Genomic DNA, 16,890 nt, shown 5'->3' with positions numbered 1-16,890 from the left:
CATCTTCGTGGCGCGCCCAGGCGCCGGAATCCGTCCGCACGAGCCTTTCCGACCTGAATCGCGACATGAAGCTTCTGCTCTATTGCCTGAACTACGCGCCAGAGATCACCGGCATCGGCAAGTACACCACCGAACAGGCGGAGTGGCTTGCCGCACGCGGCCATGATGTGCGCGTGATCACCGGGCCGCCGTACTATCCCGCCTGGCGCGTCGCGAGCGGGTACTCCGGCTGGCAGTACCGCCGCGAAACGCTGAACGGCGTGCGCATCTATCGCACGCCACTGTGGGTGCCGCAGCGCCCATCGGGACTCAAGCGCCTGATCCATCTGGCCAGCTTTGCCGCCAGCAGCCTGCCGGTGTTGTGGTCGCAGTGGACCTGGCGGCCCGATGTACTGATGCTGGTGGAGCCGCCACTGGCCTGTGCCCCCGCCGCGCTGCTGTTCGGCCGCTGGCGCCAGGCCGCCACATGGCTTCACATCCAGGACTACGAAGTCGATGCGGCGTTCGCGCTGGGGCTGCTCAAGCATCCCGCGCTGAAATGGCTCGCCACGCGGCTCGAACAGGGGGCACTGGCGCGCTTCGACCGCATCTCCACGATTTCCCAGGCCATGCTGGCCCGCGCCCGGCAGAAGGGCGTTCCGCCGTCGCGGCTGGTCATGCTGCCCAACGCCGTCGACCTGCGTGCGATCCGGCCACTGGCCGACCACAAGTATCGCGAGATGCTGGGCATCGCGCCCGACGCCGTGGTGGCGCTGTATTCGGGCAACATGGGTGCCAAGCAGGGGCTGGAACTGCTGGCCGAATCCGCGCGCCTGCTGGCGGGCCATCGCCACATTCATTTCATCTATTGCGGCGACGGTGCCGGCCGGGCCGATCTGGCGGATCGATGCGAAGGCCTGCAACGCGTACATTTCCTGCCGCTGCAATCGACCCGGCGCTTTCCGGCACTGCTGGCCTGCGCCGACATCCACCTGATGCCGCAGCGCGCCGATGCCGCCGACCTGGTACTGCCGTCCAAGCTCACCGGCATGCTGGCCAGCGGGCGCCCTGTCATCGCCACCGCGCACGCCGGCACCGAACTGGCCGCGCTGGTGGCGCAATGCGGCGTGGTGGTCCCGCCTGGCGATGCGCCGGCGCTGGCCCACGCCATTGCCACGCTGGCCGAACAGCCGGTGCGGCGCGGCATGCTGGGCGCCGCCGGCCGCGCGTGGGCCGAGCGGCATCTCGACCGGGAGGCCGTATTCCTGGACATGGAATGCACGCTGCTGCAGCTGGTGCTTGAGCGCTCGCGCGACGAAGCGGCCGCCGCAGGCATCGGCAACGACTGAGGAGGCCCGTGACAGCCTCTACGCCCCTATGGCTTGCGTGCCACGAAGTGAAACCACATGACGTCGTGCAGGGGCTGGCCCGGTGCCAGTGGCTGGTTATCGAGATTGCCGTACACCGCCTCGGTCTCGAACCCGAGTTCGGCCAGTTCGCGGCGCTGGTGTTCCAGTTCCGTATAGACGATGACGATGCCGAACTTGTGCGCGGCGCATACGCGCACCGCGTAGCCGTCGAACTCGCGGTTGAGCCGCGAATTGCGACGGTAGTTGATGGCCGCCAGCGGCAGGTTCACCACGATACGAGCCACGTTGAACCCGAACCGCAACGGGTTGTTCGACCACCGTGGCAATTGCAGGAAACGGGTCAGCGTTTCGCGATAGGACGGACCTTCCATGTTGTGCGTGGAAAAGATCAGCCGGCCACCGGGCCGCAGCACGCGTGCGAACTCGCGCAGGATCGCCTGCCTGCCCGGGTAGTCGACCGCGTCGATGCCATTGAAGCTGAACACGATCAGCCCGAAGCTGTTGTCGGCATACGCCGACAGATCGCGCGCATCCATCCGCCGCACGCGCACATCCGGATGGTTTCGGCTGCAGAGGTCCACCATCTCCTGCATGTAGTCGATGGCCTGGTAGTCGTCGCTCACGCGGCGCAACAGTGGCACGGTGCGGCCTCCGCCCACGCCCACGTCGAGGATCGGCTCGTCACGCACGATGTCCGCCACGGAAGCCACCGCCGCGGCTTCGCCAGGGTCGGTCCAGTCGCTGAGAATCCGGAACCAGCGCCGCGCGCCCCAGCTTCTCCATGCCTTGCGATTGATGGCATCCTGCTGCATCACTGGCGAAATCATGGCTCCTCCCGCTCCAATCATTCCATTGCCAACCGGACATACGACCGGCACCTGCAACTGACCGGACAATGCACCCTCCGCACACGTGCAACGGTACGATACCGCGCGCGCCGTGCATCCGCTATGTGGGTTGCCGAACCGAGTCTGCAAACCGCATGCCGCACCCTGCAACCGGGTGCATCGTGCAGGCCCGGACCATGTATTTCAAGGCAGGACATCCGATGATCATTCAGCGTACAGACCGCTATTCCGGCCCGTCCTTCTCCCTGGAGAACCGCATACGCCGGCAGATCTGGAACTGGATCTGGCTGGTGCTGTTCCGACCGAGTCCGCGCACCTTCCACCGCTGGCGTGCCACGCTGCTGCGCCTGTTCGGCGCGCGCATCGGCCAGCACGTGCACATCTATCCGTCGGTCAAGGTCTGGGCCCCGTGGAACCTGTCGGTCGATGATCACTGCGCCGTGGCCGACGGATGCACGCTCTACAACATCAGTGCGATCCGGCTGGCCGACCACGTCATCGTGTCGCAGGGTTCCCACCTGTGTACCGGCTCGCACGACTACAACGATCCGACCTTCCAGCTGATTTCGGCCCCGATCACGCTGGAGCGGCATGTATGGATCTGCGCCGAGGCATTCCTGTCGCCTGGCGTGACGATTGCCCAAGGCTCGGTGGTGGCGCCACGCGCCGTGGTGACACGCTCGCTGGGCCAGCCGTGGACGGTCTACGGCGGCATGCCGGCGAAGCCCATTGCCCAGCGCACGCCACAGGCCTGAGACGCATTCCCTGCAAAGGCCACCCCAGCGGGACGGCCTCGCATAAGACGCCCCGGGGCGGGGCTAACGGGTTTCGACCGGCTGCGATTTCACCGGGCGGGCGTCGCCGTCCGTGGCCGCATCGCGCGATTCGGCGGCTGCGGCATCGGCCACCATGCGCATCTCGCGTGTCTTCAGCACGATCATGTACTCGTAGATCGACTGCAGCAGCGCGTAATGCAGGCCGATCGGGCCGTCCAGGAAACCTCCGCGGAACAGCAGCACATAAAGGAACTTGATCAACGGCCGGCCCGGCATGCGGTAGAACAGGCGCTTCTGATGCATACGCCGTTCATGCGGATCGCGGGCGAAGAACGCCTTGGTCAGCGATGGCTGCCCAACCCGCCGCGCGGCGATCAGCTCGGCCTCCATCGTCGAGTACAGGTTGTGCTTGTCGAACCAGTGCGACATGCCCTTCGAGAACGAGAAATGGTCGAAGTGGTGGCGCATGTCGGCGATATCGCCGTCCACGACCAGCACCTCGTTGATATCCCGTTCGTAGTGAACACGCGACCGCCGCACCAGGCGGATGCTCAGCGGCGAAATGATCGAATGCTTCAGGTGCCTGCCCATCCAGTAGTCGCGCCGCCGGATGCGGCCGGCCGCCACGTTGTCGGGCGCGTGCTCGACCATCGCCAGCGATTCCTCGATCAGCTCGGGGCTGGCGCGTTCGTCGGCATCGAGTATCAGTACCCAGTCGTTGCGCAGCGGCAACTCGTGCAGCCCGAAGTTGCGCTGCGCCGCGAAGTTGTCGAACGGACGCACCGTCACCGTGGCGCCGTGCGCCGCGGCAATCTCGCGCGTGGCATCGGTGCTGGCCGAATCGAGCACATGCACGTCCTGCAGCCGCGACACCGCGCGCAGGCACCCGCCAATGTCGAGGGCTTCGTTCTTCGTCAGGATCAGTACAGAGAGCTTGTCCATCGGTTCAGGCTAGTAGGGTTCGCCATGCAGCGATGCATCGGGAGCAGGCATCGCATCCTGCCGGTTGCTCAGCAGATGCACGAGCCTCGCGGCCACGCGCTCCACCTGGAAGCGCTTCTGGAAACTGGACAGCGCGGCGGCGCCCATGCGCGCCCGCGCGTCGGGTGGCACGTCCAGCCACTCACGCAACACGGCCACCGTGCCGGCCACGCTGTCGTCGCCGGCCAAGCCGGCGTTGTCCTGCACGATCTCGCGCCAGATGTTCACCTTGTCGGAAATCAGCACCGGCACGCCGCACGCCATGGCTTCGGCCACGGCCACGCCGAAGTTCTCCTGGTGGGAAGGCAGGCAAAACGCCTCGGCCGCGCGGAACGCGCCCCACTTGAGGTCGCCCGCGAGCATCCCGGTCCAGATTACCCGGCCGTGGATGCCGGCATCTTCGGCAGTCGCCACCAGTGCGCGGCGCGTTTCATGATCGCAGGGGCCAGCCATGACAAGCTGCAGTGCGGGATCGTGGTGCGCCACCTCGGCAAATGCCTGCAGCAGCAGGTCGCAGCCCTTCTTTTCGTGGAGCCGGCCCAGGAACAGCAGGTTTCGCTTGCCGGCCGCCGCCGGATAGGCCGCAAGGAATGCATCGCGCTGCAACGCTGCCTCGTCGGGCGGCGCCGACGTGCCGTACGACACGATTTCCTCCTTGCACCGGTAGAGACCAAACGACTCGCGCGCGCGCAACCGCTCTTCCTCGCAGGTGAACAGCACGGCACGGGCATGGCGCAGCACCCAGTAATCGCCGAAGGGCCAGTACAGGCACTTTTTCAGGTGCTTGAGCGGGTAGCGGTACCGGAACCATGGGTCCAGCATGCCGTGCGTAAAGACGAAGTACGGCACCCGCTTGCCGCGCGTGGCCAGCCACAGGGCCACGCTATGAAATTGCCAGATACCTTCGACGATGATGGCGTCGTAGTCTTCGCAATGGTCGCGCAGCCACCGCAGCATGGGCAGGTTGAGACCATAGCGCCCCTTGCCGGGGCCCAGCGCGATCAGTGGATATTCGTTGTCGCGCACATGCGGTGCGTCGGGTGCATCGCCACAGCAGACATGGACGTCCACGCCATGTGCCTGCAGCGGCTTGCGAAGCTGACGCACGCCCTCGATCGGACCGCCGCCCGCGGGATGCATCGATGGAATGACGTGCAGCAGCTTCATTGTCGGCCTTCGGCGAATACTGCAAATGCCGGCCCGCCCCCCGGGCCCTGCTTGGCCGCAGGATAAGGGGCAACCCGCGCCCCGCTATGTTCGTTCGGCCACCTACGCGAAGCGCCTTGTCTGCCACAGTCGGCCCCGTGTGTCTGCCCGCACATTGGTCGTGCCGGGGCAGTGTGCACAGGGCGGGTCAGTGTGCGAAAACGCACCGAATCAGCACCCCGCGCATTTCAAGATGCTGACATCCAGGGGCGCCGCGCGCCGGTTTGTGGCTCGCCCGCACAATGCAGGAGGAGGATGCCGTGAGCATGAATCAACATCTCAGCCGTAGCTGTCTGTCCGCAGTCGATCGCTGCCGCCGCGCAGGCCTGTTTGCCGCGTTGGGCGCCGCCCTGCTGCTGGGCGGCTGCGCAGCGTCGCCGGGCATGTACTTCAGTCCCCAGACCACCGTGACGGCCGTCGGGCCGGACGCCAAGGCCGACGTGACGCCAATCACGATGGATCTGGTGCAGGAAATGCGCAGCAAGGTGAAACCCGCCAACCTGAATGTGGAACAGCTGTACGGCACACCTTCGCCATACCTGATCGGTGCCGGCGACATCATCTCCGTGGTGGTGTGGGACCACCCCGAACTGGTGTTCCCGACCCAGACCTACAGCATCGGCGCCGCGTTCGAGATTCCTACCTCGTCGGGTGGCTCGAACATGCCTGGCTATGTAGTGAGCCCCAGCGGCGATATCCAGTTTCCGTATGCCGGCGTGATGCATGTCAGCGGCAAGACCGCCAACCAGGTGCGTGACGAAATGGCACGTATCCTGTCGCGCGTAGTGCGCGATCCGCAGATGACCGTACGCGTGCTTGGCTTCCGCAGCCAGCGGGTATATGTCGACGGCGAGGTGAAGACGCCTGGCATGCTGGCGATCGACGACGCACCGATGACGCTGGTGGAAGCGTTGAACCGGGCCGGCGGGGTGGTGAACCTGACCGGTGACAACAGCCGCATCCGCGTGGTACGTGGCGAGCAGAGCTGGTACGTCAACATCCCCGCACTGCTGCAGAAGGGCGTGGACCCGGCGCGCATCATGCTGCGCTCGGGCGACATCGTGCGCGTGGAGCAGCGCGAGGACAGCAAGATCTTCGTCACCGGCGAAGTGGTCAAGCCCACGTCGCTGCTGATGCGCAACGGCAAGATGACGCTGAACGAAGCACTGGGCGACGCCGGTGGCGTGAACCCCGGCACGGCCAACGCCGAGCAGATCTTCGTGATCCGCCGCACCGCCAACGATCAGCCCAAGGTCTACCACCTGGACGGCACATCGCCCGCGGCGCTGGCCGTGGCCGAGAGCTTCGAGCTCGAACCCAAGGACGTGGTCTTCGTCGATGCACGCAACCTGGTGCGCTGGAATCGTGTCATGAGCCTGCTCGTCAGCCCGATCGTCGGCCTCAACAGCCTGACGCTGCACTAGGCCAAACGCGCGAGGATCCATGGTTCGCACCATTCTTGTTGTCTGTCTTGGCAATCGCTGCCGCAGCCCCATGGCTGCGGTCCTGCTGCAGCGGGCACTGCCTGACTGTCGCGTGATTTCCGCCGGCCTGGCGCCGCCGGTCGGGGCCAGCGCGGATCCCCACGTGATCCGCCTGCTGAAACCCGAAGGCATGGACCTGGGCAGCCATCGTGCCCGGGCCGTGGACGCCGACCTGATAACGCAGGCAGACCTGGTGCTTGTGATGGATGACGAGCAGTGCGTCGAGCTGGCCGAGCAGTATCCCGAGGCACGTTCCAGGATCTTCCGGCTTTGCGAGCACGAGCACACCGACATCCCCGACCCGTTCGGCGGGTCGCACACAATGTTCGTGATCGTGCTGGGACTTATCAGGCAAGGCGTCGACTCCTGGTCGGCGCAGATACAGGCAGATATTCAGCGTAGTACGTTGGCTATTGGTTACGGGGAGGCATCATGAGCAACGTCAAGAACATACGGGACTACGAGCAGGCAGACCAGGCGGACCCATATGACAATCCGGTGGACCTGACCGCCTACCTGGACATCCTGGTCCGCTACCGCTGGACGTTCCTGAGCCTCGTGCTGACCGGACTGGTCATCGGGGTGCTCTACGCCATGGTGGCCAAGCCCGTCTATCGCGCCGACATCCTGGTGCAGGTGGAGGAGCCGAATCCCGCCAGCGGTGCCACCAAGATGGCGGCGTCGGTGTCGCCGATATTTGATGTCAAGCCGGCGGCGGCTGCCGAAATCGAACTGCTGCGTTCGCGCATGGTGGTGGGCAAGGCGGTGGATTCGCTGCAGCTGAACGTGGTGGCATCGCCGCGCTACTTCCCGGTGCTCGGCTCCGCCGTGGCAAGGTTCAACCGCGAGCTTTCCAATCCGGGCCTGTTCGGCATGGGCGGCTTCGCGTGGGGCAGCGAATCGATCACGGTTTCCCGACTCGAAGTACCGGCGGCCATGGACCGCCGCAAGATGCTGGTGACCGCGCTGGGAGACCACAAGTACAGACTGACGTTTGCCAGCGACGATGCCAGGGGAGAAGGCGTGGTGGGCGCACCGCTGACCGTGGCCACCACCAGCGGCACCGTCACCATCCAGATCGACCAGCTCGAAGGGCGGCCGGGTGCGGCGTTCAACGTCATCCACCTGCCACGCGCGGAGGCCATCGCCGAACTGCAGGACCGCCTGCAGATCACCGAGCGGGGCAAGCAGAGCGGCGTGATCGGCGTAGCGCTGGAGGGCGCGGAGCCGGCCATGACGGCCGCCATCCTCAATGAGCTTGGCACCGAGTATGTCGACCAGAACGTGCGCCGGAAGGCCGCCGAAGCCGAGAAATCGCTGGCCTTCCTCGAATCGCAGTTGCCTGAGTTGAAGCAGCAGGTGGAAACGGCCGAGTCGCGCTACAACGCCATGCGCAACCAGCGCGGCACGATCGATCTGAGCGAGGAATCGAAGCTGATCCTGTCGCAGTCGGTGGCTATCCAGACCAAGCTGCAGGAACTGCGCCAGAAGCGTACCGAGCTGATAGCCCGCTTTACCGGCAATCACCCGACCATCGAGATCCTGGACAACCAGATCGGCAGCCTGCAGGCCCAGCTCAACGGCGTGACCGGCCGTATCCAGAAGCTGCCCGACGTGGAGCAGAACGTGCTGCGTCTGATGCGTGACGTGAAGGTCGGCACCGAGATGTACCAGTCGCTGCTCAACGACGTGCAACAACTGAAGCTGGTGCGGGCCAGCAAGGTGGGCACGGCCCGCCTGGTTGACTCGGCCGACGTGCCGCTCAAGCCGGTTCGTCCGAACCGGATGCTGATTGGCGTGGGCGCGCTGGTATTCGGTATCGTGGCCGGCCTGGCCGCAGTGATCCTGCGCCGCGTGCTGGACGGTGGCGTATCCGACGCCGACGAGATCGAACAGCACACCGGCATGACCGTGTACGCCACCATTCCGTTCAGCGTGCAGCAGGCGCGCCTGCATAGCGACGGCACGTCGGGCAGCGACCTGCTGGCACAGCGGATACCCGACGATCCCGCCATCGAGAGCCTGCGCAGCTTCCGCACCGCCTTGCAGTTCGCGCTGGTCAACACCGGCAGCAACGTGGTGATGATCACGGGGCCGGCGCCCGACGTGGGCAAGTCCTTCATCTGCGCGAACTTCGCCGCGGTGGCGGCCAGCGCCGGCCGCCGGGTGGTGCTGATCGATGCCGACCTGCGGCGCGGCAGCCTGAACCACCGGTTCGGCACCAAGCGCAACCCGGGCCTGACCGAGTACCTGACAGGCACTCCGCTGGACCAGGTGCTGCAACGCGATGTGGTGCCCGGCGTCGACTTCATCGCCACGGGTTCCCAACCGCCGCTGGCGGCGGACCTGCTGCAGACCCCCGCCATGGACGATCTGCTGGAACTGCTCAAGCGTCGCTACGACATGGTGCTGCTCGATACGCCGCCGGTACTGGCCGCGTCCGATGCCGCGATTCTGGCCAACAAGTCAGGGGCGGTGTTCATGGTGGCCCGCGCCGACCGCAGCACGACCGGCGAACTCAAGGCCGCCCAGCGCACCATCCTCCAGGCCGGCAACCAGATCAAGGGCGTGCTGTTCAACGGCCTGCAGGTGGAAGGCCGCTGGTACCGCGCCCACTATCGGTTCGGCAAGTACCGCTACATCAATCAGTACGGCGCGGACCAGGCCAAGCGGGCCTGACCGCCGCACGGCAACCTTCGCAAACCCGGCCACTGGCCGGGTTTTTTATTGGGATGGGCTGGAGGAACTGGCGGGACTGGCGGGACGCGGCGAGAACGGAAAGGAGGCAGGAAGGGGCAGGAAAGGACCAAAAAGGGCCGGCAACGAGGCGAGAAGGCGTGGCGGGACCCTACACCGCCACGGGCGCCTGAGGCGGCTGCCCGGGCCCGCCAAGGCCGTTGGCGGTGCCTTGGCCAGTCCCGCCGGCCATGGCCTCCAGATGCCGCTGCAACTGACGGGTCAGGCGGTCGCAGAACTGCTCGCGGCCGTAGGCCAGGAACAGGCTGTGGTCGATACCGTCGCGCAGCGACACCGCAACCTGATCCAGGCCAGCCAGCGCCTCCAGGTCGCGGCCGAAGCGGAATTTTGCTTCGTCCAGGCCCACGTCGTTTGCGCCGAACAGGAACTCGGTGCGCACGCCGCGACGGTTGAGCGTCTGCATGGCGGCGTTCGCGAATGCGGTGACGGATTCGCCGCGCCCGCCTGGGCCGTTCCCTGCGCCGCTACCGCCCTCGCGCAGGCGCGCGAGGCCGATCATGGCCCGATCGCGCAGACGGCGCCCTACCTGCTGCGCCATGCCCTCCACGATTGGCCAGACATGCTTCTCGCCGTGCAACAGCCGGCGCCAGTTATTGGACTTGCGCGCGGCGTCCAGCAGGCCGCGCCAGGTACGCACGCCATGCTTGAGCTCGGCCTCGTCGGCCCGGCCCCAGCGGAACTTGACGATGTTTGCCAGCAGAAGGCCGTCGACGCCGGGGTTGGCCAGCGCCGCCTGCAGCGACAGAAACGCGCCCGAACAGACGCCAGCCAGCACCACGCGCTCGAAGCCCTGTGCGCGGACCCAGTCCACCGCCACGGAGACATCGCGGCGTGGGCCCTCCGAATAGATCGCGGGAATGCTCATGGTGCGGCTTGCGCCCGGGCTGTCTCCGAGCGCCGACACATCGAGGCGCAGCGCCGCAATGCCTTGCGCGGCCAGTTGCCGGGCCAGTGTGACGAACATGCGGCCATCGCCGACGTGATGGTTGCCGCCGGTATTCGGAAAGATCACTACCAGTCGCGGCGCGGCCTGGGCGGTCGGCGTACTTAGCACGCCGAACTGCCGGTCGCCATCGAACCAGACAGGCTCTTCCACCACGCCATCGACCACCGTGGGCGGCGGATGCGCAGGCAGCATGGCAGTGGGTGCCCCCTGCTGCGCCTGCGCCAATGGCGACAGCCATGCCACGATCTGCCGGTTGGCCTGGTTGGCCACGGCGGCATATTCGGAGGACTGCATCAGGGCCGGATACTCGGGAAACGGCGCCATTTCCACCGTGGCGCCGGCGGCCTGCCATGCCTGTCCCAGCGCCGCCACGGCAGACGTGCTGCCGGGCCACGCATTGAGCATCCATACCCTGGGCGCCGGGCTCTCCGGCATGCGGTCCAGCCGCAGCGCCATGATTTCGCCGACGGCCTCGGCGGGCATGCGGAACGCCAGCACGTCCTGCGCGCCGTCCGGCGCCGCCGTCGGCTGTGGCATGGGGCCGGTGCTGTCGAGCCAGTTCAGATGCAGTGCCTTGAGTTCGCGCAGGTAGACGCGGCCGTTGACCACCGGCGCCAGCATCGCCAGCCCGGCCACGGCGCGGTTGGGATCCGAGCGCATCGCGTCCGCCGCCAGGGCCGCCAGGCTGGCCCCCAGGCGCAGGCCACACAGCACGACGTTGCGCACGCCGGTCCAGGCCCGCAGCTTGTCGGCTGCGGCAACGATGCTGCAGATGGCGCGCGCGACCTGATCGGGGTCGTCACAACCGCCCGTCGAGTCGCCGGTGCAAGGGTAGTCGAAACGCAGTGCAGGCATGCCGGCTGCGGCAAGATCATCGGCCAGGTGGCGCAATGCGCGGTGCGACCACATCATCTCGTGGCCCTGTGGTGCGCAGAGCACCACTCCAGTGTCGCCTGGGGCTTCATGCAGCCAGCCGGCGCAGCCTTCGAACATGACCCGTTTCATGCATCCTCCCCGATGCGTGGAAAGGGGACGTCCCCACGGCCTGCGTGGGCCACGGGGACGGGTGCGGGCGTCGGCCCGTCTATGCTGTCTTGCCCTGCTCCGCGCGCACGTGCGCGATCTGCTTGACGGAAGGCGCGATGATGGGCATGCCCAGGTACGGGTTCATCGTGCCCAGCTCGGCCTGGTTGCTGCGCTTCGGCGTCACGCCGTTCAGGATGCCGCCCGACAGGTTGGCGTGTGCGCGCGCCAGCCGCTTCAGCGATTCGTCCACCTGGTCGGGCAGCGTCGAGCCGGCACGCAGCACCATCAGGGTGGTACCCACGATGTTGGCAACCAGCGTGGCATCGGCCACGGCAAGCACCGGCGGCGTGTCGATCAGCACCAGGTCGAACCGCTCCGCGCAGGCCCGCACGCATTCCGCGAACGCCGGATGCATGAGCAGCTCGGACGGATTGGCCGGCGGAATGCCGGCCGGCAGTACGGACAGGCCGCTGACCACGGTGCGCTGCACCGCTTCGGGCAGCGCCACGTGGCCGGAGAGCAGGTCGGCCAGGCCCACGTCGGTGGGCAGATCGAACCAGCTGGCCACCTTGCCGCGCCGCAGGTCGGCATCGATCAGCAACACGCGCTGGCCAGCCTCGGCAAACAGTACGGCCAGGTTGACCGACGCGAACGTCTTGCCGGCGCCAGCCGTGGGGCTGGTTATCGCCAGCACGCGCTGTGGCGAATCGCGCAGCATGAAGTGCAGCGCCGCGCGCACGCTGCGCAGGCCCTCCACGGCCATCGAGTGCGGCGCGTTGCGGGCCAGCAGGAACTGGTCGTGCAGGCCCAGCCGCAGCAGGCGTTCGGCGCCATCCACGTCGTCCTCGCGATGCTCCGCCAGCTCGTCCTGCGGCACCAGAGCCTGTCCCGGCTGCTGTGCCAGCAACCCGGCGACCTGCACGTGCGCATAGGCCGCGTGGGCGCGTGCGTCGACCAGCCGCTCCAGTTCCATCTGTTCCTGGCTGAAGACGACGTCACCAAGCATCGGCAGGCCAAGGCGCAGTTCGGCATCGTTGGCGGAATCGAGCGTGGGCCGGATGCGCTGGCGCACCGTGACGCAGGCCATCGCCAGGCACAGCCCCATCAGCGCGCCGGCCGTGGTGGCCGGCCACGGGCCCAGCCCCACCGGGCGCATCGGCACCAGCGCGCTGTCGAGCACGCGCACCAGGCCACTGCGATCCAGCTGCACCAGCGAAAGCTGTTCGGCCTTCTGGCGCAGCGTCATGTACATGTCCTCCGCCACCTTCACGTCGCGCGTCAGCCCAACGGATTCTCGCTCGGTCGACGACAGGTTCTGGTAGCGCGACTCCATGTCCTTGCGTTCGCGCGTCAGTTGCTGGATCTGGTTGTCGATCGTCTTGACCTCATTGGCCTCTTCGGTAAAGCGCTGCAGCGTCTTGGTGCGCTCCAGCTTGAGCTGGGCGATCTGCCGCTGGTAGTCGATGCTGCCCGTCAGGTACGACTGGGCGTCCTGCGTCGGCGCCATGGTGCCGGACTTCGAGCGATAGCGCGTCAGGGCGGCCTCGGCTCGTTCCAGCTCGGCCTTCACGCGCGGAATCTCGTTGGTCAGGAAGGCCAGCGTCATGGCCGTATCGTCGCGCCGCTGCGACGCCTGGCTGCCGATGAACGATTCGGTGATGCCGTTGACCAGCGCCGCCGCCGCAGTGCGGTCGGTGGTACGCCACGAGATGCTGACGGTGCTGGCATCGCCGGGCTGCATATCGATGCGCAGGGTATTGGACACGTCGTCGATGGTCTGCACCAGGTCGCGGCGCGTCAGCACGAACCGCGTGCCCGGACGTGCTTCCAGGCCCGCCACCCGCACCGTCACGCCGTTGGCATCGGCCAGCTGTCCCACCGTGCCGGTCAGCAATTCGGTGTCGCGGTCATACAGGCGGTAGCCGTTGTCGGGCAGCACTTCGAGCGTCAGCGGCACGTTGAGCAGGCGATCGGGCACGGCCAGCTTGTCCACCGTGATCTGCTCGCCGCTCCACGCGTAGCCCAGGCTGGCGGGCCACGGCGCCACCACCCGGCCCGGCGTGGCGAAGAACGCCACGATGCCGCCGATCAGCGGTGCGCGCAGCGGCTGGGCCGTGATATCGAGATGCAGGCGTTCGACGACGGGGGCTACCACGGTGCGGCTGCGGAGCATGCCGGCGTCAAGCGGCACCGCCGGTGCCGACATGCCCGGCACCGCGTTGCGCGCGGCGCCGGCCGGTTCACGTGGCTGCAGAACCTGTACCAGTGCACTGGCGCTGTACACCGGCGGCTGCGACACCGCGCACAGCCATGCCACGACCGCGCCCGCCAGGCCAGCAGTCAGTATCCAGCCCGCGTGATCGAGCATGGCCCGCCGCGCACTACCGTTGCCCACCGCGGGCATGGCCGCATCGGCCGTTCCCACTCCACCCGCAAATGACATCTTGCTCACGACGTCCCCCTTGCCTTCGATTGCTGCTTTACCCGTGCGGGCGCGCCTGACTACTTGCGCCCGTAGTTGTCATCGAACCTGACGATATCGTCCTCGCCCAGATAGGAGCCAGACTGAACCTCGATGATCTCCAGCGGCGTCTTGCCCGGATTTTCCAGCCGGTGCAGCGTGCCGATGGGGATATACGTGGACTGGTTTTCAGAAAGAATGCTGACCGTTTCGCCGCAGGTCACGCGTGCCGTGCCACGCACCACGACCCAGTGTTCCGCGCGGTGGTAGTGCATCTGCAGCGACAGGCTGGCGCCGGGCTCGACCACGATGCGCTTGACCTGGAAGCGGTCGCCGTGGTCGATCGAGTCGTAGCAGCCCCAGGGACGCTGCACCTTGCGGTGGTTCACCACTTCGCTGCCGTGTTCGGCACGCAGGCGCTGCACCACGTTCTTCACGTCCTGCACATGGGCCTTGTCGACCACCAGCACCGCATCGGCCGTTTCCACCACCACCACGTCCTGCACGCCCACGCAGGCGATCAGGCGACCCTCGGAATGCGCCAGGCACGACGTCGCGCCATCGAACAGCACGCGGCCGCGTGCCACGTTGCCGGCCGCGTCCTTGTCCGCGATTTCCCAGATGGCCGCCCATGAGCCGACATCGGACCAGCCCGGATCCATCGGCACCAGCATTGCCGGCACGTCGGAGAGCGTCTCGATCTTCTCCATGACCGCGTAGTCGATGGAATCCGACGGGCAGGCCTCGAATGCCTCCTTGCACAGGCACAGCGCGTTGCCCTTGGCGGCGCGTTCCGCGGCTTCGTAGGCGGCCCGGCACTGCCGCGCCATGTCAGGCTGCAGCTGGCCCAGTGCGCGCAGCCAGACCGACGCACGCACGACATAGACGCCGCTGTTCCACCAGTAGTCGCCCGACTCCACGTAGGCTTGCGCCAGTTCCAGATGGGGCTTCTCGACGAAGCGTTCGAGCGGCAGCGCGCCTTCCTGCGACATGCTGCCCGTCCGGATATAGCCAAACCCCGTTTCGGGGGCGCTGGGCCGCACGCCCAGCGTGACGATGGCGCCGCGGTCGGCCTGCCGCACGGCAATGGCCAGCGCTGCGCGGAACGCCTCGGGATCCATCACGGCGTGATCGGCCGGCGTGGCCACCAGGATCGCGTCACCGGATTCGCCCGCATTGGCCATCGCATGCAGCGCGGCCATCGTCAGCGCGGGCGCCGTATTGCGGCCGCACGGCTCGGCCAGGATCTGCGCCGGCTTGCCGCAGCGTTTCATCATCGCGTCGATCATGAAGCGATGTTCCTCGCCGCACACCACGATTTGCGGAGCCTCGATGCCGACGTTGCGGCCAGCCAGTACGGCCAGGCCCTCCAGCCGGCGCGACGTGGCCTCCAGCAGCGTGTTTTCGGCCACCAGGTTCAGCAGTTGCTTGGGATGCTGTTCGCGCGACAGCGGCCACAGCCGCGTGCCCGATCCGCCCGCGAGAATCACGGGCTGGATCAGCGCCTGCCGCGTCTGCGCGGCTGCGGCACCATGGCCCGTATGCTCGATCATGTCCGGGACTGCGGCAGAGGGAAGGTGCTTCCCTCGGGTCGGAATTCTCATCATGCCCCCTGTTGGTTGCTGCGTATCGACGTGGCTCCGGTACCCGGGCGGTGCATGGCAGGCGTGGCAGACGCACGTGCACGTACCCTGGCCAGAGAGGATGGAGCCAGTGTAGGAATCTGCGCAGACAGGACTCTGTTCGATTCCGCACACGCTGATGGCCGCTCTGCGCGTGCCAGCGCGCCGCGCCGGCTTTGTTGGAAAACGTACCGAAACGCCGCGCCGGAACGGCTCCAATGGCGTTGCCCACGCACGCGCCAGGCCAGCCGGCGCCACGCTGGCGGCCATCCGAAGACGGAGGACAGGAGATGGAGCAAAGTACTGCGAATGCCCTGGCATACACGGCCAATCCCCCGGCCGGGGACACCCCAGCGCCGGCCGCCAGCGCGCAGCCGCCGGCACGCCCCGTGGTGGCCCCGCCGCGCCTGCTGCATGGCGATGCTTCGATCTGGCAGGAGACCAACTGCTATATGGATCTGTGGATCGAACTGCTGTATGGGTGGCATCTCGACCCGCGTGCGGCACTGCCGTTCACCGTGGCGCAGGACTACGAGGGCGATCACTTCACGTTCTTCAAGTATCCGCAAGCCGACCTCGAACTGCTGTACGGAACGGTGGTGCAGGAAAGCGCCATCTACGACACGCTGGAGACGCACGTCGCCGAACAGGTGCGGCGCGGGCACGCCATGCTGGTGGAGATGGACAGCTTCTACCTGCCCGATACGCGCGCCACGGCCTATCGCATGAACCATGTGAAGACCACCATCGCGATCGACGGGATCGATCCCGTCGCGCAGACGCTGTCCTACTATCACAGCCTGGGCCGGTACACGGCGGAGGGCGACGACTACCGTGGCCTGATGCGGCTCACGCCGGAACTGAGCGACAACGGCAACATCCTGTTCCCGTATGCCGAATGCGCCAAGCGCGTGCGCGACCCGCTGCGCGGCCGCGAACTGGCCAATGCCGTGGCGCAGTTGCTGCGGCGGCATCTGGGCCGGCGCCCGGGGCAAAGCCCCATCGCGCGCTGGCGCGCCGAATTTCCGGCGCAGGTGGATACCATCCTGGCGCGCGGCGACGCCTACTTCCATCAGTACGGTTTCAACCTGCCGCGCCAGCTGGGCGCGAATTTCGAGATGCTCCATCACTGCCTGAACTGGCTGGGCGAGCATGGTCATACGGTGTCGCCAGACATCCGCGATGCGGCCGGCGCCATCGCGGCCGAGTGCAAGGTGCTGCAGTTCCGCCTGGCCCGCGCGATGGCACGCAACCGGCCCGACGCCTGCACCGAGTGCATGGACAACCTGGAGTCGGCCTACGACACCACCATCACCGGCCTGCTGGCGTCGTTCGGGAGCATCGATCCGGCACATGGCTGATGGGTGTCCGCGCATGCAGACAAACGCCCCGGAGGCCACCGCCTGGCGGCGAGTGGCGTCCGGGGCGTTCGGC

General features: G+C 67.0%; 12 protein-coding genes. 6 read left to right on the top strand and 6 right to left on the bottom strand.

What is annotated here, in order from left to right; translation table 11 throughout:
* Positions 1–65: 65 nt before the first annotated feature.
* Entirely contained in the window at positions 66–1,328 is a 1,263-nt protein-coding gene (locus tag ACOABP_RS24010) for a WcaI family glycosyltransferase (protein ID WP_474228125.1), read from the top strand.
* 26 nt (positions 1,329–1,354) lie between these two features.
* Here the strand turns inward: ACOABP_RS24010 and ACOABP_RS24005 are convergent, their stop codons facing one another.
* Positions 1,355–2,176, bottom strand: coding sequence for a class I SAM-dependent methyltransferase (locus ACOABP_RS24005; RefSeq protein ID WP_474228124.1), 822 nt, complete (start codon positions 2,174–2,176; stop codon positions 1,355–1,357).
* A gap of 221 nt (positions 2,177–2,397) precedes the next feature.
* Here ACOABP_RS24005 and ACOABP_RS24000 point away from each other — a divergent pair, with 221 nt between their 5' ends.
* The gene (locus ACOABP_RS24000; protein ID WP_474228123.1) at positions 2,398–2,952 is read left to right on the top strand and encodes an LbetaH domain-containing protein; all 555 of its coding nucleotides are present in this window, start codon (positions 2,398–2,400) and stop codon (positions 2,950–2,952) included.
* A 63-nt stretch (positions 2,953–3,015) separates the two neighbouring features.
* Here ACOABP_RS24000 and ACOABP_RS23995 read toward each other — a convergent pair whose 3' ends face one another.
* Positions 3,016–3,915, bottom strand: a complete 900-nt coding sequence (locus tag ACOABP_RS23995; protein WP_474228122.1) for a glycosyltransferase family 2 protein — start codon at positions 3,913–3,915, stop codon at positions 3,016–3,018.
* Between the two features lie 9 nt (positions 3,916–3,924).
* Positions 3,925–5,121 (bottom strand): glycosyltransferase, encoded by a 1,197-nt coding sequence (locus ACOABP_RS23990; RefSeq protein ID WP_474228121.1) that lies wholly within the window; start codon positions 5,119–5,121, stop codon positions 3,925–3,927.
* Positions 5,122–5,426: 305 nt separating this feature from the next.
* Between ACOABP_RS23990 and ACOABP_RS23985 the strand changes: the two genes are divergently transcribed.
* The 3 genes from ACOABP_RS23985 to ACOABP_RS23975 are packed head-to-tail and all read left to right on the top strand — an operon-like array spanning position 5,427 to position 9,323.
* Positions 5,427–6,584 (top strand): polysaccharide biosynthesis/export family protein, encoded by a 1,158-nt coding sequence (locus ACOABP_RS23985; RefSeq protein ID WP_474228120.1) that lies wholly within the window; start codon positions 5,427–5,429, stop codon positions 6,582–6,584.
* Between the two features lie 19 nt (positions 6,585–6,603).
* Positions 6,604–7,080, top strand: a complete 477-nt coding sequence (locus ACOABP_RS23980; RefSeq protein ID WP_474228119.1) for a low molecular weight protein-tyrosine-phosphatase — start codon at positions 6,604–6,606, stop codon at positions 7,078–7,080.
* A complete protein-coding gene (locus ACOABP_RS23975) occupies positions 7,077–9,323 on the top strand; it encodes a polysaccharide biosynthesis tyrosine autokinase (protein WP_474228118.1) in 2,247 nt (748 codons plus the stop codon). Before ACOABP_RS23980 ends, ACOABP_RS23975 begins: the two co-directional genes overlap by 4 nt.
* 169 nt (positions 9,324–9,492) lie before the next feature.
* Here the strand turns inward: ACOABP_RS23975 and ACOABP_RS23970 are convergent, their stop codons facing one another.
* The 3 genes from ACOABP_RS23970 to ACOABP_RS23960 form a co-directional block, all read right to left on the bottom strand.
* The gene (locus tag ACOABP_RS23970) at positions 9,493–11,352 is read right to left on the bottom strand and encodes an alpha/beta hydrolase (RefSeq protein WP_474228117.1); all 1,860 of its coding nucleotides are present in this window, start codon (positions 11,350–11,352) and stop codon (positions 9,493–9,495) included.
* Between the two features lie 79 nt (positions 11,353–11,431).
* Positions 11,432–13,816, bottom strand: a complete 2,385-nt coding sequence (locus ACOABP_RS23965; RefSeq protein WP_474230526.1) for a polysaccharide biosynthesis tyrosine autokinase — start codon at positions 13,814–13,816, stop codon at positions 11,432–11,434.
* Positions 13,817–13,875: 59 nt separating this feature from the next.
* The gene (locus ACOABP_RS23960; RefSeq protein WP_474228116.1) at positions 13,876–15,387 is read right to left on the bottom strand and encodes a mannose-1-phosphate guanylyltransferase/mannose-6-phosphate isomerase; all 1,512 of its coding nucleotides are present in this window, start codon (positions 15,385–15,387) and stop codon (positions 13,876–13,878) included.
* Between the two features lie 359 nt (positions 15,388–15,746).
* Between ACOABP_RS23960 and ACOABP_RS23955 the strand changes: the two genes are divergently transcribed.
* Positions 15,747–16,817 carry a DUF1839 family protein gene (locus tag ACOABP_RS23955; protein WP_474228115.1) on the top strand — a complete coding sequence of 357 codons (1,071 nt, stop codon included), beginning with the start codon at positions 15,747–15,749 and terminating at the stop codon, positions 16,815–16,817.
* Positions 16,818–16,890 lie beyond the last annotated feature (73 nt).

It is taken from the genome of Cupriavidus sp. HE11 (assembly GCF_056097175.1).
Note: the sequence above shows the minus strand (reverse complement) of the source record. Positions and strands in the feature narration are given on the sequence as shown.